The organism is Corynebacterium ulcerans, assembly GCF_000767685.1.
GTDB lineage: Bacteria > Actinomycetota > Actinomycetes > Mycobacteriales > Mycobacteriaceae > Corynebacterium > Corynebacterium ulcerans.
On sequence record NZ_CP009622.1, the window covers coordinates 2247576 to 2273629 of the forward strand.

Annotated in this window: 17 protein-coding genes and 2 pseudogenes; 5 read left to right on the forward strand and 14 right to left on the reverse strand. The window is 56.1% G+C overall.

The window, feature by feature from the left end:
• The first annotated feature begins 7 nt into the window (after positions 1–7).
• The 4 genes from CULFRC11_RS10110 (at position 8) to CULFRC11_RS10125 (ending at position 2918) form a co-directional block, all read left to right on the forward strand.
• Entirely contained in the window at positions 8–1057 is a 1050-nt protein-coding gene (locus CULFRC11_RS10110; RefSeq protein WP_031270682.1) for a lysylphosphatidylglycerol synthase transmembrane domain-containing protein, read from the forward strand.
• Positions 1054–1398, forward strand: coding sequence for a DUF3054 domain-containing protein (locus CULFRC11_RS10115; protein ID WP_023636457.1), 345 nt, complete (start codon positions 1054–1056; stop codon positions 1396–1398). Before CULFRC11_RS10110 ends, CULFRC11_RS10115 begins: the two co-directional genes overlap by 4 nt.
• A gap of 169 nt (positions 1399–1567) precedes the next feature.
• The gene (locus tag CULFRC11_RS10120; RefSeq protein WP_023636458.1) at positions 1568–2155 is read left to right on the forward strand and encodes a hypothetical protein; all 588 of its coding nucleotides are present in this window, start codon (positions 1568–1570) and stop codon (positions 2153–2155) included.
• 121 nt (positions 2156–2276) lie between these two features.
• A complete protein-coding gene (locus tag CULFRC11_RS10125) occupies positions 2277–2918 on the forward strand; it encodes a DedA family protein (protein WP_031270684.1) in 642 nt (213 codons plus the stop codon).
• Positions 2919–2982: 64 nt separating this feature from the next.
• On the opposite strand, the gene CULFRC11_RS10130 is transcribed toward CULFRC11_RS10125, so the two are convergent.
• The 13 genes and pseudogenes from CULFRC11_RS10130 to CULFRC11_RS10185 form a co-directional block, all read right to left on the reverse strand.
• Positions 2983–4530, reverse strand: coding sequence for an acyl-CoA carboxylase subunit beta (locus CULFRC11_RS10130; protein ID WP_014836895.1), 1548 nt, complete (start codon positions 4528–4530; stop codon positions 2983–2985).
• Positions 4531–4560: 30 nt separating this feature from the next.
• Positions 4561–5640 (reverse strand): annotated as a pseudogene (locus tag CULFRC11_RS11485) (alpha/beta fold hydrolase); the annotation flags it as partial.
• A gap of 110 nt (positions 5641–5750) precedes the next feature.
• Positions 5751–9399: pseudogene (locus CULFRC11_RS10135) on the reverse strand (beta-ketoacyl synthase N-terminal-like domain-containing protein); the annotation flags it as partial.
• A gap of 210 nt (positions 9400–9609) precedes the next feature.
• On the reverse strand, positions 9610–11457 hold the full coding sequence (locus CULFRC11_RS10140) for a FadD32-like long-chain-fatty-acid--AMP ligase (protein ID WP_023636460.1): 1848 nt from the start codon (positions 11455–11457) through the stop codon (positions 9610–9612).
• Positions 11458–11741: 284 nt separating this feature from the next.
• On the reverse strand, positions 11742–12668 hold the full coding sequence (locus CULFRC11_RS10145) for a cutinase family protein (RefSeq protein WP_023636461.1): 927 nt from the start codon (positions 12666–12668) through the stop codon (positions 11742–11744).
• Between the two features lie 5 nt (positions 12669–12673).
• A complete protein-coding gene (locus CULFRC11_RS10150) occupies positions 12674–13201 on the reverse strand; it encodes a DUF732 domain-containing protein (protein WP_023636462.1) in 528 nt (175 codons plus the stop codon).
• Positions 13201–15135: an alpha/beta hydrolase-fold protein gene (locus tag CULFRC11_RS10155; protein ID WP_023636463.1), complete on the reverse strand. Its 1935-nt coding sequence runs from the start codon at positions 15133–15135 to the stop codon at positions 13201–13203. Before CULFRC11_RS10155 ends, CULFRC11_RS10150 begins: the two co-directional genes overlap by 1 nt.
• A gap of 365 nt (positions 15136–15500) precedes the next feature.
• Complete coding sequence (locus CULFRC11_RS10160) at positions 15501–16814, reverse strand: glycosyltransferase family 87 protein (RefSeq protein WP_031270686.1); 1314 nt, start codon at positions 16812–16814, stop codon at positions 15501–15503.
• Between the two features lie 146 nt (positions 16815–16960).
• The gene (locus CULFRC11_RS10165; protein ID WP_023636465.1) at positions 16961–17986 is read right to left on the reverse strand and encodes an alpha/beta hydrolase; all 1026 of its coding nucleotides are present in this window, start codon (positions 17984–17986) and stop codon (positions 16961–16963) included.
• A 245-nt stretch (positions 17987–18231) separates the two neighbouring features.
• The gene (zomB, locus tag CULFRC11_RS10170; protein ID WP_023636466.1) at positions 18232–20163 is read right to left on the reverse strand and encodes an arabinofuranosyltransferase AftB family protein; all 1932 of its coding nucleotides are present in this window, start codon (positions 20161–20163) and stop codon (positions 18232–18234) included.
• Positions 20164–20325: 162 nt separating this feature from the next.
• Positions 20326–21306, reverse strand: a complete 981-nt coding sequence (locus tag CULFRC11_RS10175) for a decaprenyl-phosphate phosphoribosyltransferase (protein WP_023636467.1) — start codon at positions 21304–21306, stop codon at positions 20326–20328.
• Positions 21307–21813, reverse strand: a complete 507-nt coding sequence (locus CULFRC11_RS11250) for a phosphatase PAP2 family protein (RefSeq protein ID WP_023636468.1) — start codon at positions 21811–21813, stop codon at positions 21307–21309. It lies immediately after the preceding gene.
• Positions 21806–23797 carry a glycosyltransferase gene (locus tag CULFRC11_RS10185; RefSeq protein WP_023636469.1) on the reverse strand — a complete coding sequence of 664 codons (1992 nt, stop codon included), beginning with the start codon at positions 23795–23797 and terminating at the stop codon, positions 21806–21808. The genes CULFRC11_RS11250 and CULFRC11_RS10185 overlap by 8 nt, the downstream gene beginning before the upstream one ends.
• Before the next feature lie 266 nt (positions 23798–24063).
• Between CULFRC11_RS10185 and CULFRC11_RS10190 the strand changes: the two genes are divergently transcribed.
• Positions 24064–25419, forward strand: a complete 1356-nt coding sequence (locus tag CULFRC11_RS10190; protein ID WP_023636470.1) for a DUF5129 domain-containing protein — start codon at positions 24064–24066, stop codon at positions 25417–25419.
• Here CULFRC11_RS10190 and CULFRC11_RS10195 read toward each other — a convergent pair.
• Positions 25416–25922, reverse strand: a complete 507-nt coding sequence (locus tag CULFRC11_RS10195; RefSeq protein WP_023636471.1) for a phosphatase PAP2 family protein — start codon at positions 25920–25922, stop codon at positions 25416–25418. The genes CULFRC11_RS10190 and CULFRC11_RS10195 overlap by 4 nt on opposite strands.
• Positions 25923–26054: the final 132 nt, after the last annotated feature.

Sequence of the window (26054 nt, forward strand, 5' to 3'; positions counted from 1 at the left end):
CAAGTGGGTGCGGTTTTTAGGGCCGCTGGTGATCCTTGTGATCGCCGCCTTCTTGCTACGCGATAAAATGCCGTTCCTCGCCGAGGGTTACCGCGAGGTGTTAGAGGCAAACAACACTGGGCTCGTTCTGTCCGTTGTCGCGGTTCTTATCTCTTTGATCGCGATGGCCGAAGTCATGCGCCAGCTCCTCCGGGCCGGCGGCTCCAAGGTTAGCCTGCTGCACACCACTCAGCTGGTGTTCATCGCCAACTCCTGGTCGGGCACGTTCCCCGGGGGCGCAGCAATTTCCACGGTGTATCAATTCAAAACCATGCGCACCTGGGGCGTGAGTATCCTCGTGAGCTCGTGGTTTATCGTAGTCTCCGGCGCCCTGTCCACGCTCTGGCTGGTGGCCTTGGGAATTGTCGGCGTCTTATTCATGGGGGCCCAGTTCAGCATATGGCCACTGCTAGGCACCGCTGGCGTTATGATCGGCGTCTCCGTCTTGCTCTACGCAGCAACCAATAATCCACGCACGACCAGTCGATACGCCACCGGCATCGTCCGCGCCTTTAACCGCCTCATGCGCAAGGACCCCGAACGCTGGATCCCCACCATCAAAGGGCAGATCTCTCAGCTCGACGCCGTACGCCTCACCCCCAGCCGTTTTCGCGTGGTTTCATTACTCTCGCTCTCCAACTGGCTTTTCGACGTCGCCAGCCTCTGGCTGTGCATCTGGGCTGTTACGGGCAATCTCCCCGGGTTGGAACGCGTCGGCGAGATCCCCTCATTCTTGGGTGTGACTCTCGCCTTTGTCACCGCAAAAATCGTGGGCACTGCGCAGATCACCCCGGCCGGTGTGGGGCCCGTCGAGGCCGCCATGACAGCGAGCCTCGTGGCAGTGGGTATGACCGTGTCCACAGCCTTTGGCGCAGTCTTTGTCTACCGCATTGTGTCCTTTGCGCTCATCACAGCCATCGGCTGGATCATCTACTTCATCACCGTCGCCCGTGGCGGGATACGCGCAAGCTATGGTGATCAGGACAACGAACCTTATAAGGAGACCGCAACCTCATGAAGTACTTCTGGTACGACGTTATCGCCGTCCTCGCATTCGCCATCTTCGCCCGCGCTGCGCATGGCGGCCTGGGTATACTCCAAATCCTCGATACCTGGTGGCCATTCCTCATCGGCACAGCCTTGGGCTGGCTTCTCATACGCGCCCGCAACCCGCTGGCCTTGGGTAATGGCGCTATCGTTTGGGTCGCTACGGCAGCAGCCGGCCTCACCGTATGGGGTATCCGTCACGGCCAGGTTCCCCATTGGTCCTTCATGATCGTCGCTACAGTGATGAGCGGAATCTTGCTCTTAGGCTGGCGTGTTGTGGTAGGCAAGCTGAATGGCACAAAGCTCAGTTAGTTAACCAAACTCCCAGGAAAATAAGCATTCCCTTAACGTATACTTTTTGTTATGTTAATTTCTGAAAGTAATCGCATACTTTAGGTTCCTTTACCAGGGCCCTTTGCGGCTTTGGAAATGGATCTTGATTCAACACAACATCCAGAACAACACAGCAAAGAGGTCTTTTATGTCCACGTCTTCACGCCGGATTTCCCTTATCGTCAGCGGCATCCTCGCCACAGCCGTTATCGCCCCCGCCGCCCCTGCACTAGCAGCAGATGCTGGCCTTGCGGGAGCAGTGGCCGAAGCACAGGGCACCGAAGAAGCCCCCAAGACCCACGAGGAAAAGCTCCAAGAGGCAACAGAGCTGCTCACCAAGATCACTTCCCAGGGCGGAGCCGTTGCTTATATCCAGCATGAGGGGAAGGAAGTACTCAACAACTACACCCCAGGGGAGGGTGAGATTGAGTCTTTCATCCAAAGCGCCGATAGAAAGCACTCCGAAGAGCAACTCCAGGAAGCGATCGACGCCACTCGCGAAGACGCCACCACAGTCAAAGAACGCATCACGGATATGCTGAGCACACTGACTGAGCAGTATTCTGACGCTCAAACCTCCAAAGAAGAAGCCTTTATCCAGGCTGCCCAGAAGGTACAAAGCGCCGTAAGCGATCTCAAGCTCTCCGCGGAATGGCTAGCCATCATGCAGAAGGTCGCAACACACTTCAACGTGCCAACAGACGGCGTTAAAGACGCTTTCACCCCAAACGCGTAGGCCTTTAATATCTCCTGGGGGTGGCACACATGATATTCGTATGCCACCCCCAGGGGCTTAAGGGGGAACTCATCGCTCACACAGCTCTCTCTTGTCAGCATCTTCGACTAACCTAAACACAATGACAGTGGAGACTTTTCTTACGGGGCTTAGCCCAGTAATTGTGTATGCAATCGTAGGATTCGGAGTGTTGATTGAAAGCATCGGAATCCCTATCCCCGGTGAAACCGCAGTAATTGCCGCCTCTCTCCTATCCACCACACACACTGCGAATATTCATTTGCAATGGGTCTTCGCCGCAGCATGCATCGGGGCAGTTATCGGCGATAACATAGGTTATTCCCTAGGACATCGCTACGGTCATCACCTCACCTCTTGGTTAGAAAAGCGCTTCCCTCGCCATTTATCACCCAACAGAATGCGTTACGCGGAACACCTTATGCGTACTAAAGGAGTTCCTGTAGTCCTCGGCGGCCGTTTCATAGCGCTGCTTCGCATTCTCGCAGGACCACTCTCAGGCGTAACGCGTATGCCCTATAGTCACTTCTTTTTTGCCAACGTTGCGGGAGCTATAGCCTGGGCGGGAACTGTCACCCTCATGGTTGGTCTTTTGGGCAAAGCTGCGCATACCTGGATCAACGATATTTCCTGGGTGCTCGGCGGAGCTGTTCTGGCCATGGCGCTCGCTGCCCTTCTCTTTGGCAAGGTAACAGGACGCTGGTTGGATAAAAAGGCAGAAGAATACGCGCAGCGCACTAGCTAATACGCAAAAATCCCCTGGTTCTATAGCCAGGGGATTTTTACGTGCCATAGAGCACTTAGGAGCACTACATGGGCGAAATAGTGTGCTTCTTAGGCAGATCGTGCAGATCTTTAGTTTCTAGCTGACGCAGTGCGCGTCGCAAAGCAATACGCGTCTCATGAGGCTGGATCATCGCGTCAATATAGCCACGCTCGGCAGCGACATAGGGGCTGGTCATGTTCTCGTCGTAGAAATCCATGAAGACCTTCTTCATGTACGCCCGCTGCGTCTCATCTTCGATCATGGCCAGCTGCTTGCCCTGGATCATCACGGACGCCGCCGCAGCGCCCATCACGGCGATCTGAGCAGTTGGCCATGCCAGGTTGATGTCACCAGTAAGGTTCTTGGATCCCATCACCGCATACGCTCCGCCATAGGCCTTGCGCACGATCAACGAGATCTTAGGAACCGTAGCTTCCACCAGCGCAAAGGCCAGTTTGGCACCGCGGTGGATCAGTCCAGCTTTCTCCTGATCCACACCTGGCAAGTAGCCTGGAGTATCTACCACGAACAAAACAGGGATGTTGTAGGCATCGCAAATGCGGATAAAACGAGCGCCCTTGTCCGCAGCGTCAGCGTCGATACAACCAGCAAACTCCAGTGGTTGGTTGGCCACCACGCCCACAGATTTGCCGTCGATACGCGCAAAACCTGTAATCAGGTTAGGCGCGAAGTTCGGCTGTACCTCAAGGAAATCATCGGAGTCAAAAAGACGCTTGAGCAGATCGTGCATGTCATAGCCGGCGTTGGTGTCATCCGGCATGAAGGTATCCAAGGCTTCGTCGCCGGTGAGATCCTCGTCCGCGGGGGCCCAATACTCAGGGTTGGGATCCTGACACGTCAACGGAAGGTGCTGCAAAAGATCATGGACATAATTGAATGCATCCTCCTCATCGGCAGCGACATAGGAGACGTTGCCGTTGAGTTCCTGCTGACGAGCCGAGCCCAGATCATGGGAGCTAATGTCCTCGCCAGTGACCTCCTTGATCACGGCAGGGCCAGTAACGTAGAGCTCTGCACGCCCATCGACGGCCACCACAAAGTCAGTAGTCACCGGCGCATATACGGCACCGCCGGCAGACTTGCCCATCATGATAGAGATCTGCGGGCTACGGCCAGACAGCGGAAGTTGCCTGCGAGAGATCTCCGAATACATGGCTAGCGAGGTCACAGCATCCTGGATGCGGGCGCCGCCAGAATCCTGAATACCGATCACCGGGCAACCAATTTTGATGGCCATGTCCATGACCTCACAGACCTTACGGCCAAAGGTCACACCCACGGAACCGCCATACACCGTCTTGTCGTGGGCGTAAATGGCCACGGGGCGGCCGTCGATACGCCCGTATCCGGTAACAACGCCGTCACCGTAAGGGGCATCTTTTTCGTCAGGAGTACGGCCAAGTGCGCCGATTTCTACGAAAGAGCCGTCATCAAGGAGTCGCTGAATACGCTGACGAGGGGTCGTAAAACCTGCCTCGTCGCGCTTCGCGCGGGCACGCTCACTGCCCGGGTCTTGAGCCTTCTCAAGGCGCGCGCGTAGGTCAGCTAGCTTTTCCGCAGTTGTCTTCATGCTCACTTAGTCAGTCACCTGCTTGGGAGATTATTTACTGTGCAGTTCTGCAATTCGCTTGGTCAGTTCAAGACCCACCGTAGCGATTTCCGGCTCATCGACCACCGCAAGGTGGTCACCGCGCAGTTGCACAATGTCCAACTGCTCCACGATAGCCGACCAACCACCATCCTGATTAATCTCAGCGTACGCCGGCTCAAGCTCAATCGCTCCATCATGCATACGTTCCGCACGGAACAGGATCACAGGAGCCTTCACACCGGCCCAGCGCTGCATATCCATCTTGTCCAGAATTCGGTTATCCACAAAGGAAGCGCGCTGGTGCTCTAACACGCCAGCAGAAAGGCCGTGCTCCGAGGCATCTGTGTTGGCCAAGAACTCACTCATCATGGTCAGAAGAGCGTCTTCACCAGCGGTTTCCAAGAGCTCATAGGGAACCGGGAAGTCAAGGCCGTAGGTCTTCTTGGCAAACGCCGAGTACCGTTCCCACCGCTTCTTGGTCTCTTCCATTGTGTCTGGCGCGGGATTCTTTGGCTGAACCGTATCCAGCAGAGCAATCGTGGCAATCTCTACGCCACTGCCCTGTAGCTGATGAGCAACCTCATAGGCCAGCGCGCCACCAAAGCTCCAGCCACCCAAAATAACAGGAAGCCCATCGGAGTAGCGCTTAATCTCATCGAGGTATTGAGCCGCACGCTCCTCCAAAGCACCCTCAAGGCGCTCCACACCATAAACGGGAACCTCTGCTGGAAGTCGTCGCATCAGCGGTTGGTATACAACCGAAGATCCGCCGGCCGGGTGGAACATGAACACGGCCGGGGCGGTCGAGCCTTCCGGACGCGCGCGCAGCACGCGGATGTTACCTTCCACGTCGGTTTCCAAGCCTTCGCGAACAATGTTGGCCAGCGGCTCTAGAGTCTCAGCTGTAAAAACCTGCTCCGTAGTCACTTCAATGCCGCCGCGCTCGGTGAGGCGCTCAGCAATGTCCTTGGCCTGTTCCTCAGTGATTGATGGAAGCTCGCTGGTCACTCCCGCTGCGGCAGCACCAGTGATTCCCGCCCAGGTAGCAAAGACGAGGCGTTCCGACGCGTCACGCGGAGCCACTCCGACGCCTTTAGCACCGTCACGGGGTGCTTCGCTCTTCTCTACAACAGCGGGTACCGGTGAAGGGGTGCTCTCTGCATCGGCGGTGACCGCGGACGCAGTACCGTCGCCAGCTGGTTTGGCCGCAACTAACCCTTCTACCAGGGTGACTACCTCGGCTGCGGAGGCGTCGCGAAGCGCCTGCACCTGCAATGGTGGAATCTGGAAGTCATACTCAATGCGGTTCTTGATGCGCATACCCATCAAGGAGTCCAGGCCCAAGTCAATAAGAGGAAGTTCAAGCGGAAGATCTTCCACGTCATAACCCATTGCCTCGGAAACGATAGCGCGCATCCGCTGCTCCACGGTTTCCCCGCTCGTGGGATCCCAGCGCAGGGACTCGCCCACAAAATCAGAAGGCTGTTCCGGCTGGTTTACCGGGAGATCCTGAGTCAGCGGCGCCGGAGTCTCAAAAGAATCAGCTGCTAGTGCCACAGCGGTGGCAAAGCCCTCAGCAACGGCAACGGTGGTGTCACCCATAACGCGGTGAATCTCTACGCTTACGCCACCGATATTGCGGGTGACCACAGTGGTCAGATCACCCGACGGCGGCAACGTGCCCGTCTCCTCGACTGCGATAAGCGTGGCCCCTGGAAGAACAGCCTCAACGGCTGCTTCCAGTAGCGCTGCTGCAGAAGGAACGAGGTCAGCCGTGGTGGAGAAAGCCACCGCACCCTTGGGCAGAGTTACCTTTGTACCAGGCAATGCTGCATGGTTGCCCGATGACGGACGCGCAGCGGTCCAATACCGTTGGCGCTTCCAAGGGATATGGGGAGCGTGAATAGTTTCGCCTTCCCCGTAAAGACGGCTGAAATCTATCGGGGCACCCTGGACATACATCTTGCCCAAGAGGTCCCGAATCGACTCGGCCTCGCTCACCTTGCGCTTGAGCGCGAACAGGAGTTGGGCGTCGCCTCTGCCTACGCTGAACGCCGTATTCATCATCCCCATCAAGGCAACCGGGTTCGGCGAAATTTCCACCAACATCGTATGACCTGCCGCAAATGCCTGCTCAGTGGCATCCTGGAACCATACAGCCTGACGGGTACAGCGCAGCCAATAGTCCGAGCCGTGCACCACAGATCCCACAGGGTATGTGACTCCCCGATCCACAGAGCTAAACAGCGGAATGGTGATCGGCAACGGAGTGATGTCTGAGGTCTCCGCGGCAAGTTCGCCAAGGAGCGGTTCGACGGCACTCGTATGCCCGGCGCCCTTAACGTTAAGAAGTCGAGCGAATTTCTCCTCCGACTCCAGCTTCTCCACAAGGCGCACCACAGCCTCTCGTGGGCCGCCCACTGTAGTCATGCCCGGTCCGGCATATACTGCAGGCTCAATACCTGCGAAGTCTGGGTGGGTGGCAATAAATTCGTCGAGTGCCTCCACAGAGAATTCCACCACGGCCATTGCGCCGAGTTCATCCTCCGGAAGAGACTTCTCGCCCTCACCCATAAGCCTGGAGCGGTGGCAAGCAATGCGCATAGCGTCCTCAGCGCTAAGACCGCCGGCTGCATAGGCCGCTGCGATCTCGCCCATGGACATGCCCATCACTGCAGCCGGGCGCGCCCCATAGGAAGCCAGAAGATCAGTCAGCGCGATCTGAATTGCGGTGATAGCCACCTGTGCGGTTTCAGTGTCATACGTCTGTTCGTCGTCAGCGACGATGTCCAGGATGGACCAGCCCGATTCAAAAACTACCAGTTGATCAAGCTCTTCCAGGCGCTCCCGGAACTCGGAGGACATAGCCACCAGGTTCTTCACCATCTTGCGATGCTGGGAACCAAAACCGGAGTACACAAAAACGGGGCCGACGGTAGCCGGCGAATCTGCGGCGGCGATGCCTGCACTAATCTTGCCTTCCGCGACCTGGCGCAGACGCTTCACAGCATCAGCAGTGGTATCCGCGTGGACCACGGCACGAGAGCGCCCATGGTTACGCTTAGCCACGCTACGCGCAACCTTAATCAGGTCCTCATCTGCACGGCCTTCCAAGAAGTCTGCAAGCTGTGCAGCGACTTCCCTGCGTCGCGACGGCAACAGCCCCGATACCTCAAGGGTGACCGCATTCGGGTTCTCAGGATCTATAAGCTGCGGGGTGGGCTGGTGCTGAGTGGTGTATTCCTCAGGCTCGAAGGAGGACACAACCACGTGAGCGTTGGTGCCGCCAAAGCCGAATCCGGACACGCCTGCGATCTTGTGACCTGAGTACTGTGGCCATTCGCGAGGATCTTCGATGACCTCAAGGTGCTCCGCATCAAAGTCAACATAGCGGTTCGGCGCCGTGTAGTTAAGCGACGGCGGCAGCACGTCGTTAGTCATAGAAAGCACGACCTTGATCAGGCCTGCAGCGCCCGCAGCGGACTCGGTGTGCCCGAAGTTTGTCTTAGCTGAACCGAGCAACGTGGGCGTGGCAAAATCACGTCCGGGGCCCAAAACCTTGCCCAGGGAGGTGGCCTCAATGGGATCACCGAGGATCGTGCCGGTGCCGTGTGCCTCTACATAGTCCACAGTCGCGGGGTCCACGCCGGCATCGTTATATGCGCGATGGAGGACATCTACCTGTGCGTCAGGGTTGGGTGCAGTTAGGCCATTGGAGTGCCCGTCCGAGTTGACTGCGGAACCCTTGATCACGGCGAGGATAGTGTCGCCGTCCGTAATGGCGTCCTGGACGCGCTTCAAAATGAGTACGCCGGCGCCGTCGGAACGCACAAAGCCGTCTGCGTCATCGGAGAAAGCATGGATCTTTCCTGTGGGGCTGAAAACACCCAACTCGCCAAAGCCTGTGGACACAAAAGGCGCAGCGAGGATGTTCACGCCACCAGCCACAGCGACGGAGGCTTCTCCCTCACGCAGCGCACGAACAGCTTGGTGCACAGACACCAACGAGGAGGAACACGCAGTGTCCACGTTGACCGATGGGCCACGGAAGTCAAACGCATAAGAGATGCGGTTAGGAATAATCGAGCTGGCAGTTCCCGTGAGCGCATAAGGATGAGACTCGGAGGGGTCCGCGCTGATCAGCATGCCGTAGTCGTTGCTAGAAGAACCAACGAACACGCCTACCGGCTCCCCGCGCAGGCTGGAGGGCGCAATGTGCGCGTGCTCCAATGCCTCCCACGTCAGCTCAAGCATGATGCGCTGCTGCGGGTCGATGTTCACGGTCTCTAACGGCGACAGCCCGAAAAACTCGGCATCAAAGCTGGAAATATCGTCCAGGTAGCCACCCCGGAAATCGATGTCAGCCATCTTTTTGGTCGTAACCTCATCGGCTGCGTATTCCGACCAACGCCCGATGGGAAGATCGGTGATGCCGTCACGCCCCTCCACAAGCATGGACCACATCTCATCGATGTTGTGCGCGCCTGGGTAACGAGCCGCCATGCCAACGATCGCAATGTCGTGGTTACCTGGGGTGTTCGAGGTACGAGTGAGCTTCTGCAAACGTGCAGATTGCTCGCGAGGAGCGCCCTCTACCAAGCGCTTAGACAACGCCGTAATAGTCGGATATTCATAGGCAATTGTTGCATCAAGCTGAACACCAAGGAGGTTCTCCAACTCGCCGGACAGCAGCACAACATCACGAGAAGACAGGCCGAAAGACTGCATCGGCTTGTCATCTGTGATCTCTTCGGCCGGTAGCCCAGTGGTAGCAATAACCCAGTCCCGCAACCACGCTCGCAGTTGCTCGGTGGTCATCGCATTTTTGGCACCCTGGCGAGAATCCATACGTATAAAACCTTCTCAGTGATCGGCGAAATATCGGCACCTCTAAGGGAGGGGTGCCGATAAGATTTACCTACGACAGTCGTTCTATTCTATATCGTCACTGAGGCACCAAGTGTTTCATCCGGTGCAATTCACCAAAGCCGCACTACAAAGCACAAGAGGGGCCGTCGAACACTAAGCTTTTCGACGCCCCTCTCCTTCCGTAAACAACTACTGCTCTAGGTATGCCTTCTTGTTCACGCGGCGTGCGATCTTTCCAGAGGATGAACGAAGAATCTCACCAGGGGCAAGCACACGAATGTCGGTAGGCACCACGCCATGAGACTCGGTCACTGCTGCACGGATTGCCTCTATAGCTTCAGCGTCACCGGAAGCGTCGCGCTCAAGGTCACGTTCAGCCAGGATGATCAGCTTCTCTACGTCGTCGCCTTCAATAGCAAACGCAGCGACGGCTGCTGGGCGAATATGCTCAGAAGCGTGATCCACGGTGTACTCAATATCCTGCGGATAGTGGTTACGCCCAGCGATAATGACCAGATCCTTGAGACGACCCGTAATAAACAGATCTCCATCAACCATTGTGCCAAGATCGCCGGTGGCCATCCAACGGTCATCCTCAGGAGCACCCTCCGCACGAGAGTTCTCAGCCAAGCGGCCCTGCAATGTGTTACGGAAGGTTTCCGCCGTGTCCGCATCGCGGTCTAGGTAACCAGCAGCCACGTTATCTCCATGAACCCAGATCTCACCGATGGAGCCGTCGGCAAGCTCCTGCTTGGTCTCGGGGTCTACGATCACAAGCTTCTGCGGGGCAACTGCCTGGCCACAGCCCATCATGGACACTGCTGCAGGAGAATCGGAATCAACGCGTACGGCCTTGTTTGCAGCGAGTTCATCACGATCAAAGTACGCAATGCTCGGGCGCTCCGGAGTCTGCGGCGTGGTCACCAGGAGGGAAGCCTCTGCCAGACCGTAGGAAGGACGGATTGCGGAACGATTAAGGCCAAAGGGACCAAATGCTTCCACGAAGGCGTTCACTGCCTTTTCTGTGACAGGCTCGGAGCCTACGATCAGACCATCAACCTTTGAGAAATCCGCATCCGAACCGGCTTCAGGAGCAGCATAACGAGCAGCCAACTCCAGTGCGAAGTTAGGAACGACGGTATACACCGCATTGTCGCCTTCTCGGCGCTTAAGCTGGTTTACCCAACGTGACGGCTGCTGGATGAAGTCGCGTGGAGCCATCAGCTCAAACTCCAGGCCTAGCAAGGTCACAAACGCGGCCAAGATGATGCCCATGTCATGGTGCAGTGGAAGCCAGGAAACAAGACGCAGTGGTGTCTTAAGCTGGATGGCCGTAAAAATCTGCAAGACGTTGGTCAAGATGGAACGGTTAGTCAGCACGACGCCTGCAGGAGTGCGTGTGGATCCCGAGGTGTACTGCAAGAATGCAGGAAGATCGACCGGCGCCGTCTTCAATGCTGCAGCGAAAGCCTGTCCCTCCTCGGTGAGCAACGGGTTAACAAAGCTCTGCGCGCCGGAATCAGGCAAGGAGTCAATAGAAATGATGCGTGGGCGTTCTGCGCCTGGGATCTCCGCAAAGAAACGACGAACAGCCGTAGCGCACGTGCTGTTAGTCAACACGATGGTCGGCTTGGCGTCTCCCATGACTGCAGTGAGGTGGTCTGCGTGCCCCGGCTCTGTGGGGTCATACAGAGGAACTGGAACCATACCGGCGTAGAGCGAACCAAGGAAGCCAAAGAGATACTCTGGGCTGTTGTTAGCCAAAATCGCCACACGGTCACCGATGCTGCCTACCTGCTGAAGCCGCGCTGCGACAACTTTAATTCGGGTGTTAACCTCAGTTCGGTTAAAGTCGCGGGCCTCGCCTTCCCGAGAGGAAGAGAAATCCCAGAAGCGGATGCAGTGGCGGTCAGCTCCACCCATTGCAGCATCAGCTTGGAAGAGAACCTCGCCAAGGCCAGCGAGGGTCAGCTCGGGCCGAAGGTTAATCTCGCCCTTCTCGTCAAAGAACTGGCGCATAGCCTGATTCAGATCCATAAGTCTCCTTGAGGGGTTCCTGGCGCGGGGCCATTGCAGAGCCGTCCGTCCGCACCGAAAGTGCTTCATGTTCCATCTACTCTATTAGTTTTGATTGCGAAAGTGTTACACGATAATCAAAAAAGTAGATATTTAGGGGAAATCTTCAGGTATAAGGCTACCAATCCCCGTGCCATGCGGCACGACGACGCACTCAGTACCTGCCAAAGCTCATCGTGTTTTACCCCTTCAAAGGCAAAAGCTGGAAACTTCTGTAAAGTTTCCAGCTTTTTCATAATGCTCGTTTAGCCGATCAGGCCTTTTGCCCATTCTACTGTCCATTGGTTGGCAGTAGTTCCAGGGATCACGTGTGGATTGGTGGCATAGAGCGCATGAACACCGTTCGCCTCCACCAACGCTTGAGCCCGAGCCAGCGCGTTTCCAACATCAGCTGGGGCATCACAAATCGTGTCATCTGGTGCACAGATCTCAAAAGTCTTTGCATCCAGCTCACCAAAACCATTCACACGGGGACCGCGCATGGTGGCTCCCGGCACAATGGGCTGAACAACAAGATTGAGTGGTTGGAGAGCAACTTCTGCACCAACTCCACCTACAGGATTTCCTACAGCCTGGCCCACACCTGGCTGTCTCCTGCCATCGGCGATGAGGGCGACACCCCTCACGCGCTCGGCAGGAATGACTCCCTGCCCGGTACCAATCTTGTTAGCAATGTCTCCAGCAATCACTGCACCCTGGGAGAAACCAGCCAGGATAAAGTCAGTCAACGGACATTCCTGGTGAGTACGAATCAGCTCGCCCTCAAGAGTGGACGTTCCTTCTTGCCTTGACGCGTCATAGCTCAGCTCATGCTGAGCATTAATGTTCCTAAACTGCGCCGTATACGGCAGAGTCCAGACTTTTACATGGTCAGCAGAATACTGTTCTTGCAACGGTCGAGAAATCGACAACATAAACGATGCAGGATTGGCCATTGGATTGATGGGATCATCATCCTTAGCCGACTCCCACGTACCTGGTGCAGAAATAAACTCCACAGCCGGGCAATGATCGGGTTGAACAGGCTCGGATGTCTCTCCCGGCTTGGGTGCAGCACCCTTATCACCGGGATCGAGCGGGTTGTTATCCGTATTGTTCATCCACCGAACGATGCCCATAAGAATCAGCATCAACACCACGATGGTCGCTATGACCGTGAGCAGTTTTTTCATAAGCTCTAGCAGTACGCGGATCGGGCCGAAGAATCAATGAGCTTGGTCAGCTCATCAAAGGAAAGCTTTGATCGTTGCTGCTCTAAGAGCTGCCCCGCAACTGCCTGAACAGTGGCTGGACTCAACGATTGACTATTTCCTTGGCATACAACTCCGGCAGCGCCGATCATCTGGTTTTCCACTCCAGCAATGTTCACGCCGCTCTTGGTTAAGGAATCCAAAAATGCCTTTTCTTTTGCAGAGAAGGATTCTCCTGGAGTCGGTTTAGCTGTGATCTCCTGGCCCGCGCCATCCTTGAATGGCTCGTCGACGCGCCCGCCGCCATTCGGGGCAGAGCCCGAATCTTGCGCAGACGTTGTCTCAGAAGCCGAGCTCTTAGCCGACGTAGACTCAGAGGATTTAGCCTCCCGCGTCAGCGGGGCGATACTCGTGTTCGTGCCAGAATCCTCAACGGTAGCTCCCCCGCCACAGGCGGAAAGAGTTACGCCGACGGAAGCCAGAAGAGCTCCAACAAGGAGGCGGTTGCTATGCATTATCGACGGTCCTCCACTACGCGTCCGTTTATTTCACTGATCTTGCCGTGCTGGAAGGAGATTTCTTCACCGCCAGCAGGGATCGAGGTTTGGTCAGAGGTTGGCCAACCATATTCTCCCTGTTCCCACTTCTTAGCACCCCAAGCATCAAAGATCGCACCCTTGTAGATCACGTGCGCGCCAGTTGTTGCGGACCAGTAGATGTTACCGTGCTCAAACTGCTGGAAAGCACCACCTGGGATGAGGTATTCGTCGGAGGTCGGGAAGCCCAGCTTGGACTTCGCGGTGTCCATCTCGCCATACTTCTTGGCGATCTCGCCACGGACCCAGTGGTTCTTATGGTCCTTATCGCGGGTAACGTAGCCGCCCTGGAACTTCTGCACCAGGCCACCATTGATTTCCTTCGCATCCTCTACCGGATATCCCAGAGATCCGTTCTCCCATTTCAGCTCGCCCCACTTATCCACGAGGTCCTTAGGAACCTCAAAAGCGCCGCGCTCTGGAGACCAATAGATGTTTCCGCGCTCAAACAGTGCAACTACGACGTTGTCCTTGATCTTAAAGTCGCTGGAAACTGGGAAGCCCAACCAGGAGTTAGGGCCACCAATCTCAGAATAACGAGCGCCGACGCGACCACCGAGTGCATGAGCCCCAGTTGCTGGCGACCAGTAGGCGCGGCCATCAACAAAGTCTTCAGCCTTGCCACCAGCGATGTCGTACTCGTTATTTACGCAGGCTCCCACCTGTCCGCCCTTGGTTGCCTCGGCAATGGCACCGATGGCTGCGCAGGATGCGCCGCGGTCTTCAGAAGAAAGTCCAAGCGCATCAGCCATGTACGGCCATGCCTGGGTCATTTCAAACTGCCAGTAAGGCCAATCGTGTACGCCGGAAGGACGGAAGTGCGATACTACGTCCACGCCTGCACGCTTGGCATAATCCACGAAGGTCTGGGTGGTCATACGGGAAATAACTTCAAGACCAATGCCGGCATAGGTTCCCTGGTTCTTAGCAACGGAACCGGGCTGACCGTAGTCGTCACGTCCAGAGCCAGCAGAGACATAGGTCTTAATGCCTTTGAGGGCCTCGATACCCAGCTTAGGATCGTGGTCAATCCAGTCCTGAGAGCCGTCCGGTCCCCACATCGCAGTGGTGTCATATCCGCCAGCATCCTGCTGTGCTGCGCGAATCGCCGTAGGCATACCGATAGAGGTGGTGTCTAGGTAACCCGAGAAGGATCCAACAAACTTGAACAGGTCAGGACGACGCTCAGCCAAGTTAACTGCGGCGGTTCCACCCATGGAAAGGCCAACAACGGCGCGGGAGTCGTTAGTACGGTAGCCGTGAGACAACACAGGCACGAGTTCCTGAGTAAGGAAGGTCTCCCACTTGTAGTGCTTACCGTTGTTCTCTCGTTGCCAATCGGAGTAGAACGAGGACTCGCCACCAACTGGCATGACTACGTTGACGTTCTTGTCTGCGTAGAACTGCTCGATATTGGTGTTGATAGTCCAGCCGCTCTCGTTTTCCACAGCACGCAGGCCGTCAAGCGCCCACACAGACGGGAAGGTACGGTTGGGATCCTGATGCCAGTCGCGGGCTAGAAGAACCTGAACCTGGATGGGGTTGCCGGGCATCGCAGCCGACTTGATAAACAGCGCTATGCGGCGGTTGGTGATCCACTCGACACGGTCGATAGACACGCCCTCTGGCAGGCCTTCGATCTTCGGGTGGTCGGTACGAATCGGAGTCCGGCGAACTCCCTCGTTTTTGAGATAGCCAGTTTGGTCGTCGATAAGCCCACCAATGTGGGAGCTCTGAGCCGTCGTCGTGGCTGGAACGATAACTGCAGCGCCTACTGCCAAAGCAGCAGGTACAGCAGCCGCAGCGATCCAGAGGGAACCACGTTTACTGAGACGGGATGCGGTGTCGCGCATAGAGTCTTTGTCCTTCTAGTAGTTACGGTTGATTGTGTTTCAGCGCCAACCACGACATGCCAAAGGCAAGCATGATGCAGACGGGGCATCTCCGGAGGTTCCCCGCCTCCGGAAATTCCCTAATACTATCTGCGCTTACCCCGATCGCCGTTACAGACGCCTCGATGCAACCGAGTTATTGACTTGTTCTCGCCGCAGTGACTCTCGCGTATCGTGTGTGGGCACGAAGACAATAGAGCCACAAGGTCGTTTCTCAAGTTTAAGTTCAACTTGAGACTTTGGCCAGTGACACACCGGCACTTTCTGCTCTTCTTTAGCTCTAATACGCTATTTTCACACCAATATCAGGGTACCCAAGCCGTTGCTTATCCGCGCCCACCCGTCGTTTCCACCACCGCTTCCACCAGAGAACTCCACCGAATTTTCCTGTCAGCGCGAATTTCTGGACGCGCCCCCAGCCCAATTCCAGCCAACGCGATCATCGGGAGAATCAGCGACAGAAAGCCCGCCCACATGAGGGAATTAGGTGTTCTTTCCACTGAAACGAATGCTTCTCCGAACGGTGGGAATAGTAATACCGCAGGAAGAACTCCCAGCACTGGCCACCAGGAGGACCTATCAGACAGCGCCACTAACCCTGCCACGGCCAAAAATGCGACCATCGTGTAGTGAGTCCATACGATTCCCGATAATGCCGTGACGCCGATAAATGCGATAACCGCACAAATCTCAAACCGAAAATCCTTCAGTTTGATCAGGCTCACCAGGAACAAGGCAACAGTAACCAGCACTATCCCCATGCTCCACCACATCACGGCTGCGGGAGCATCGTCGATAACGGCAACAATGCTTCCCTCTGGCTGTTGACCCCGCGCCAAGAGCGATGCCAACGACTGATTGATCGCAGAAACCAACGTCTTTGACCCCAACCATCCCAAAGCCTGCCACCATGCACTAATAACAGACCATGGCGCCACCACGAGGGTAAGCGCGCCCCAGAGCAGGCTTAGACCCGCAGCCCACGCACCGGCACGCCTGCGCTCCGCAAAGCTCAGCATTATCACCACAATGAGCACAGGCGTGAGCTTAATCAGAACGGCAATCGATAAAAGCAATCCCGATAACCACGGTCGGCGCACGCTCATAGAAAGGCCTACAGCAATTAGCATCATAATGATTGGGGTGGTCTGCCCGATCCAAAAGCTGAGCTGTGTCGCCGCAGACACCCACACTGCCACCGACAGAACTACAAGAGGGATTATCTGAGGAGTCCGCCGCGTCCATAAATTAATGCAAGCAGCGCTAAACAAGACCACCGATATGCCGCTAAGCACCAACAACACCGAAGCACTCGCGGCAAAGCTCATTAGCCGGGTCACCGGCGCCAGCGCATAGGCTACCAGCGGGTTGTGAACAAAGGGATGCACAAAAGGAGCAAGGTCACTCACTTGCTCCGCATACGCTGCCCACACCGGCCCTATAGGATTGCCAAAATCTGTGGGATCAATGGAATAAAGGCTATCCACATGCCCATCCGCAACAATCTGTCCACCAACCCACAAGCTTCCCCAGTCATCAGGTTGAGAATTGCGCGAACCTTGCCACCACGCAGCCCACCCTGCAAAGAGCGCCAGCAACCACCCAAGTGGAGTCAAGAATGGCTGAGACTTCTCAGACATAGGCACATGCGATCACCTTGGAAGCAGAAAACAGTAATGAATAATGAGGACAGTCGTAGACCAATGTAATGGCCAGGCGCAGCAAGAGCATAAAAATCCCCAGAGGTACAAAGCCCTCTGGGGATGCACAACACAGTGCGCGAAGTTTACCAGGCGTTCATCACGTTCAGGATGCGTTCCTTGGTGATAGCCAACTGGTAGTTCCACTGCAACCAGTTGTGGATACCAACAGCTGGGTAGTCCGCAGTGTAGTTCAAGCCAAAGCCCTTTGCCTTAGCTTCCCAAATCTTGGTGGAAAGGCGGGATGCGACCTCAAGGATAGAGCCATTGACACGGTCCTTGAAAGAATAATTTTCGATGTCCGGGCCACCCCATGCGCCGCTAGCAGCAGAAACATAGACGTCCTTACCATCAAGGCCACGCATGTTAAACAGAGGATCGAGCTGAACACGACGCGGGCTGAAGAAGCTGCCGTACATGGAGTTAATGCTCAGTCCGCCAACCTCAAGGAGAGCCAGACCCAGCAGGCTGTACATGCCAGGAGCGGTCATCGCGAGGTAACCGGAATAGCTCAGCACCTGACGGAACTGCTCTGGGTGCAAAGCAGCAAGGTTCATTGCGGCAGTAGCACCCATGGAGAGGCCACCAATGGAGTTGTTATTGCGAGCAACACCAAAATGCGCTTCGAGGTACGCAGGAAGCTCTTGAGTAAGGAAGGTCTCCCATTTGAAGACTTGTCCAACAGAACCGATTCCGGACGGCGCTGCCCAGTCAGTGTAGAAGCTGCCGGCACCACCGACAGGCATGGCCAAGGTAATGTTGTTATCCACGAACATGGTCTGTGCGGAAGCATCAAAAGTCCAAGCGTTAGCCGCATCGGAAGCACGTGCACCATCGAGCAGATAGAGCGCAGCGTTGCCGCCACGACCTGCAGGCTGAATCTGCACTGTAACGTTATGCCCCATAGCCGGGGAGGCAACGTCGCAACGCTGTACCCAGTAGTTTGCAGCATCCCACTCACAGTGGCCGGTCGCATCTGGTCGCAGCCAGTCGCGAGGGCCTGCAGAGGCAACGCCTGTGCCTACAACGGTCAGGGCTGCTGCCGTAGCCACAGCCGTAAGTGTGGCGGTGGCTTTCTTGCCCACCTTTTTCAATCGGGACGCGATCGTCATAAATCTCCTCGAACTAAGTATGCGGCGTCGCAGTTATTATGTGCACGCAAACGCCCCGTCTCATTCCTGCTTAAGTATCGCGCAGGACGTCCGGGCCGTTACAGAACCGATATAATCCAAGCTAGATTAACTCGCTTATGCTCTTTTTCATAGTTGGAACTTAGTTTTTGGAAAGTTCCCTGCCCCACCAGCACTCTTTACTACCCACTTTTGCGGGGGATATATGCAATCAAGGCAAAGCGTGACTAGTCAGTACGGGCACTAACCGGCCAAGAAATACGAGCCGTCGAGTCCACATCAGCCCCATAGTGGGCAGGATCTGGGTTAAGTTCCAGCGAGCGTCCTTGGCCTAGTGCAAAAGCAATATTTTTAAAGAATCGCGAGACGCTCATCGGTTCCCGATAAGTAGCGATGAACTCGGAGACCTCTTCTGTGTAGAGGACCTTCCGCACACTCGTCGCCTCAGGGCTATCAACCCACACAGGCAACTCGTCGAGATTCGCCGCGGAATCCGCAGCCTGCCAGGACAAAGGAAGGTGCTTATTATGGCCAACCCGCGAGCCCTCAATACGTGGCTGGCGTGCACCTAACGGGTTGGATAGGCCCACCGAGTCCACAACGCGTACGTCCAAAGGAGCATTCATTGAAGTCATGCCCAGATTAATGCGAGTAATGGTAAGCGGAATGTCTTTTTCCTTGGCGGAGTTATCCCGAGGGATTGGCTGCCAATCATAGAGCTCTTGTTTGTCATCAATTACAAAGTCGAGCATGAGTGCGTCATTGCTTGCTTGGGCCTGCGCCAGACGTTCCTTGAATGTTCGCATCACTGGCACCTCAAGGAAGTCCTCTGCTGTCTTTGGTGCGTTATTAGGCTCACGTCCCATCGACTGCGTCCAATACGCCCGCTCATCCACGATGCCGATTTCCTTCTGGGCATCCCCACTTCCGGGACGTTCATAGCTATGACCGCCAGCCACTACTAAGAAGGACCAGGTCACGGCACCGCAGAAAATCCCAAAGCTAGCCAGCTCGTGAAGCTTCCCCTCACTCGTGGCCCGAATTGGAATAACAATAACAGGCAGCAGCAGTACAAATAGTGGAAGCAGCAGCATCCTGCCATGCATAAAGTCGCCGCCGACGCGGGTCACATAAAGCACATGCAAAAAGGCACAGCCTAACAACACCACGACCATAACGCGCGCTGTCCGCAGCTCTGAACGCATGGCGGCAAACTTCTGAGTCAATGCAGCGTCAGGCTGCGCACCGATCCCCCACGACCCCTGGAAAAATCCACCATGAACAAACACCGTGTATCCCACGGCGAGCACAAGCAACGCAGCGATAATCATCCCGTAGGGGTCATTAAAGTCCCGCAAATACATCCAACCGCTTGCCCAGTCACTGAGCTTTGCAGACTTGGCCACGGCGGTTTGTGGGACGATCAGTCCGTAGTAACCCATCCGGAAGATCTCATATCCCAAGGGGAATGGAAGGGCCACCAAGAGAATCAGTCCGCGTCGCCGCCACGTCTCAGCATTAATAAAAATAACCAGCCCGATCACGCCGCCATAAAGCGCCATCTCTGGGCGTATGAGCCAGCTCAGGCCACACCAAAAAGCTAAGAAGAGCGTTGCTCGGAATACCCGATCTACCCGCTGGCCGGCGCGTGCCTCCTCTGCCGGCAGGCGAACAACGTTGACCCAAGCAACGACGAACCACCACAGAAGCGCAAGCCAGAAAAGCGACAGCCCCCACTCCAGCCCAGATGTAGCAAAATCTCGCGCGGGAGGCAGCGCTATATAGATGAGAGCGCCAAAGGGAAGAATCAGTGCATTGCGCTCCGTATGGAGGCGCGCCGTCGCGAGCGCAGCTATAGCAAGCGCAGCTGTGGTCAGGAGCAGAGCTAGCCACAACGCGATAGTGGTAAGGTCCCCACCCGTTACTTTGGCAACAGCAAAAATGAGGTACTGCCACAGAGTGGAAGTGTTGGCTTCTACTCGCTCACCGGCGTTGAACACTGGCCCGTTACCAGCAAGAAGATTGCGAACGGTCCGCAAAACTATCAGACCATCATCGCTAATCCACCGGCGTCGCCAGCCTCCTACAAATGCAATCACCGCGATAGCCGTGGTAGACACAAACGCAGTGGTCACTGACAACGACCGAGCCTTATTCATGATTGCTCATGCTAACACTGAAGACGGGGCTATTGTGAATCCGAGTGATGCATGGTGCACCATTAGTCTTTGTTCTCACAATTTTCCCGTTCACCATTAAAACCACCACTGAACAGCTCTAGAAAACTGTCCTGTGGTGGTTTGCACGTAGGTCGAATAAACCTACAACGCCGGGACTATGTACACCGCAATGCCGATGCACACTACCCAGGCAATAGCCAGAACCTGCAAAGCGCGATCTGACAGTGCAAGTTCATCAGGCGCGCCACCATCACCACGGTCAACGTCAGCTGCGTAGCGCAAGATAGCAACGGTAAACGGAACCATCGATACCTGGTACCACACTGAAGCAGTTCCGGAAGACAACGCAGCCATTTCAAAGCCCCACAGCGAATACGCAATCACCACAGCGGTCGCAGAAAGCGTCCATACAAAGCGAAGATACGTGGGCGTGTATCCCTCAAGTGACTTGCGGATCTTCGCACCCGACTTCTGGGCCAGCAGAATTTCCGCATAACGCTTACCTGATGCCATGAACAACGAACCAAATGCTGCAACCAACAGGAACCACTGCGAAAGGTTGATACCTGCAGCCACGCCTCCAGCCATGGCCCTCAGCATGAAGCCCGAGGAAACCAGGGCAATATCGATCACTGGCTGATGCTTCCAGCCAAAGCAATAACCCAGCTGCAGCGCGATATAAACCACTACCACAATGACAAGCCCATGACCTGAGGAAGCAAAATAGCTGATGAACACAGCTGCAAACATCAGGAACACTGCCATGGCATAAGCCAGATTGATGGGCAGGACACCAGCAGCAATCGGCCTAAAACGCTTGGTCGGATGCTGCCTGTCTGCCTCAACATCACGGGCATCATTAATCAGATAAATCGCAGATGCCGACATGCAAAAAGCAACAAAAGCGATAAGAATGTCCACGAGGGTACGAGGCGCGAAGAGCGCTTCCGTTCCGGCCGCAGCAGGGGCTGCAAGAACCAGAACGTTTTTCACCCATTGCTTAGGGCGCAGCGCTTTGATCATCGCGTCAGGGAGGTTCTTCGGCGGACGACGCTTCTTGTTGTCCTCCACGCCACGTGTGTGGGGCTCAGGCTCAAGGAAGCTCTTGTTTTGCTCGGTCACTTACTTTTCCTTCTTATCCATTCGCGATACTGCTTGCGCGGTAGCTGCGCCGAGAAGCGCGCCGACGGTCACGTCGGTTGGGTAATGCACTCCGAGCACCATACGCGATGTCATCATCACAGGGATACCGAGCAGCGGGAGAGGACTGCGCGTGAGCTTAGCAAGACTCACCAAGGCAGCGCTTGTCGACGTCGCATGTGAACTAGGAAAGCTCAGCTTAGAGGGCGTTCCCACCCCAATAGTGATCCGCTCATCATGAGGACGCTTCCGCCGCACAATGCGCTTGATCACAACGCTAGCAGCATGGCTTACAAAGGCAGACACACCAACATATATCCACTGCCGGCGTCTTCCCTTATCCACGCAGGCGCCCAGGGCGGCCAATCCCATCCACCCCAGAGCGTGCTCACCGAAATGGCTAAGCGCGCGTGCGGTGGGCAGAACGCCGCGTCGAGAAGCTAAAAGCGATTGAATTCCAACGAGAACGTCTGATTCCACTTTACTCATCCACACCACCTGCAAAAATCTCGGACCATGCCTCGCGGCTGGTCAGGCGCGTGTGGGCGGCGCGGTATTCGCCGCGCAGTCGATCAAAGTTCTCTGCGACTTCCTTTTGCAGACGACGCGACTCCTTGAGCAGCTCCTTTGCCTGCTCCAGGTCACGCTTGCGGTAGACCACTCCGCGACCATCAGCAGTGGTCACCGTGGCACCGTCGAGGCGAGAGAGGCTAAACCAGCGCGCCTCGATGGGAGAAAGATTTGCCTGTGGAACCTCGTGATGATCTTTGTTTTCCTTGGATAACGAGTGCTTGAGCCCCTTAGCCAGCCACACGGCCTTCTTGAGCGGCGCCAAACGGCCTCCGATGTCGCGAATCGGCACACCGGGGATACCAGTGGGCTTAGGCAGGTCCGCGGCGGTAGGCAGCACAACAGCATCCGAGTAGGTCTTACGAATCGCCGCGATACGGGGCAACGAAGACTCTAGGATGTCAAAGAGCTGATCCGGGCCAGCGAGGAAGTCCTTCATGGCCTCATTTTGGATAGCCACGGTCGAGTACTCCAGGCACATCAGGTGCTTAATCGTGGCCTTTTGCATCGACTTGATGATGCCCTCAACAGGACCGTCATGGTAGTTAGCAGCCACGACGAGGCGGTTACGCAGGTGGAAATACGCCTGCCAATCGATCGCGTCGTCCTTGTCCGACCAAGCCATGTGCCAGATCGCGATGCCCGGCCAGGTGGCCGTCGGGTAGCCGTGACGCCCGGCGCGAAGGCCGAATTCAGCGTCATCCCACTTGATAAACAGCGGCAGCGGCTGTCCTATTTCTTCTGCGACAACGCGCGGGATCATGCACATCCACCAGCCATTGAACTCTGCGTCAATACGACGGTGCAGGTCAACGGAGTTGGGCATATCTGGTTTGTCACCTGGCTTTCCACGATCTGAAAGCGGGTGCTTGGCAAAGTCATGGTCGTAGTGCACGTGGGGCGCGGAGGTCCACATAAAGTCGTGGCGTCCGATGACCTCGCCCATGGTGTGCAGGTGGCTGCGCTCCTGGAGGTTGAGCATCTGGCCGCCAACCAGCATCGGGGACTTAGCGTAACGAGCCACCTGAAGAGCACGCAGCACTGAGTCAGGCTCAATGGCAATGTCATCATCCATGTACAGGATATAAGGGCTCTTTTTGGCGCCAGCCTCACCGGTTCCGTCCACACCGCCGAGTGCCTCATACATGATGCGGGAATAGCCGCCCGAGCCGCCGAGGTTGCCCTGGCGGAACTCGAAGAAACGCTCTCCGAAGTGCTCAGTTGCGGCTTTATAACCCGGTTCATCAGCGGGATGCTTGGTGCCTTGATCCGGCATGATCATCGTGTCGATGACCGCATCCACCTCTGGGTCAGAGGCCAGGGCTTCGAGCGCCGCCACTGCGTCTGCTGGACGGTTAAAGGTGGGGATACCCACGGTCACGCGCGGCTCGAAAGGTCCTACCTGGGTGCCGTCGGGAAGCGTCTGGGGGCCCGGCGCCTGCGTTGCGTACCAACCAGCTTCTAGAACGGTGGTGTCGGTCTCTGCGGTGAGGTCGAACCACAGCCAGCCGCCATCCTCGAAAGGCTGCAAAGAAAGCTCAAATTCAGCGGTTCCGTCGGTGACCACTTGGCCTTCCACAGCGATGCGGGCGCCATCGATCTTGGAACGGTACACGTCTACGCGTGCGGTGCCGGCGACCTCAACCTTGAGGATCACAGAATCCAGCTGAGACCAGCGGCGCCAATAGCTTGCGGGGAATGCGTTGAAATACGTCAAGAAGCTCAGCTCGTTGCCGGCAGCAAGCGAGACCGAACCGCGGTCTTCCCACGTCGCACGCGCAGTGTTGTGTTCTGCCTCGATGAGGTACAACATCCGCACGTCATAAGGCTCGCCTGCTCGCGGTAGCAGGAATCGCTGCAGCTTTTCCACTGCCTTAGTAGCCGTGCTCTTATCAGCGTTCATTGACGCCAAACCTTTCTAAAAGTTTTGATGTTGCCCCGCTCTCGAAGGGCACAGTTCACCCGGTCTAGCATAATGCTACTGAGTACGCCCTTCTTTAAATAACGCGCGCACCATCCGGATTTCTCAGTCGGTTCCTTCTCACGTTTGTGAACCCGTTGTACTGTAGTCTCCTTATGCTTCCCGGGGGAACTCCATGGCCTAGCAAGCAAGCGGAAAGGCTTTATACTCGGCAGTATCGTCGTCAACGTTTGCTGAAAGGTGCGCGTATGCGTGTTGTCATGAAGTTTTCGAGCTTGATTACGGCAGTAGTGTTGTCGCTGCTCTTGCTACCTTCCGGAGTGCTAGCAACCGCGCGTGCCGACGCTCCCCTGAACGTGACGATTTATGACCAAGACAACGTCTTATCCCCCGAGGAAGAAGCCGAGCTTACCGAGAAAACCCGGGCCTTGAATTTCCCTACCCGAGTTCCCAACGTCGACTACATCATCAGTGCTACCGCTACTACGCCTTATGACGATTGGGTGAAGGACTTTGGTCTACATCAACACCGAGAGCTCATTAATCAAGAAGGAAACAAATGGGCTGACGGACACGTGTTGTTCACCGTGGATGTTAATCTCCGAAAAATGGGCACCTACGTGGGTGAAGATCTCAAGGGACCTCTCGGATACACCAAGCATTCCACGCGTTATTCCGATTCCATGCAGAAGTCCTTTAAAAACGGCGACTGGGTAGGTGGTTTGCTCACCGGTGCCACGACTGTGGCTAAGTATGATCCGAACGCTACCGACAACAGCAGCAAGATATTCGGCGGCCTCTTCGCCGCTGCTGGCGCAGTTTTCGCTGCGATAGTGGGGGTTTTCTCCTTCTATTACCGCAAACGGAACCGGAAGCGTGCAATGGAGGATTACCAGACGGTAGCCACCAACTACACGCATCTTGCTAACAACTTAGACAGCATCGATATTCGTGCGCATTCCCTTACCTCCTCCATCGCTGATGCCACTCTGCGCCGCGAGTGGGAGGACATTAAGAATGGTTTCCTGGCTCAGCACGACACCATGATGCAGCTTCCGGAAAACGCCGATGCGAAAGCTATTTATGCGCGGCGCAAGGAATTGGCCACGGCCGCCGCTAGCGTCACGCAGCTCCGCAACGCTGAGAACAACATCGATACCCTCTTCCGAATGGAAAAAGGCAACACCGATGTGCGATTAAAGGAGCTCACGGCCTTACACGAAGATATAGTCAAAGCCCAGGTTGAGGCTAACGACGCCGCCATCCAAGCACGCATCGGCGAGCTCAGCACCCGTTGCCAGGCACTCATCACTAATCCTTCTGCAGCGAACTTTATGGATGAATACGCGCTCATCATCTCCGAATACGGGGCAGTGACTCAAGCGTTGGCCCAGAAGCAATTCTCCCAAGCCGACCTTGAGAACAACCACACTCCAAGTCTCGGTGCTAGCGATTGGCACCCCGGCTACGGCAATTACGTGCCGTTCGTTCTCATGAACTCCTGGCATAACGACGCAGTCAGCGCCGCCAACGCCTCTAGTTCCTCGTCCACCGCCTCCTACTCCGGTGGCTTCTCCGGCGCGGGTTCATCGGGAAGCTTCTAGCGTGCTCTCTTCGCCGCCACTTTCCGCATCACCGCGAAGGTGGCGGCTACAACTATAGAGCCCAGTAGCGCGCCTGCCAGCACGTCGCTAGGCCAATGCACGCCCACATACAGCCTGCTCAGACCTACTGCTGCCGCCACGATCCATGCGGTGAGCACCCACCAGCGACGACACAGAAGCGTGAATACCATAGCCGCAGCGAAGGCTGCCGTCGCATGGCCCGAGGGGAACGACGGGTTGTATTCATAAAGAAGCTGTAGCTCTCGTCCTGGGCGCTCTCGGCCGCACACGTACTTCAACGCGGTGCTGCTCACCCACGCAAGCCCCACTGCCACCGCGGGAAACAACGGCATCGCACGATGCGTGAACATAAGCAGTGCCGACGCCACCAGCGCCGCAACCATAACAAATGCTGGGCGCGTCGCCGTGGTCAATGCAACCACCCACGGCGTCACAGCCTCATTGCGGTGCTGAATTACAAAATCTAAAAGATACGCATCCACCCCAGCGAGCCTACGGCACCATAAAGGAAAGCAAGGGCATGGGCTTGCCGGCCCTCAGCTGATTTGTCGTTTTTGAGAACGCTAGCAAAGGTTCTCCCGATAAACCCCCAAGTCGCGATTTCTAGCGTTCTC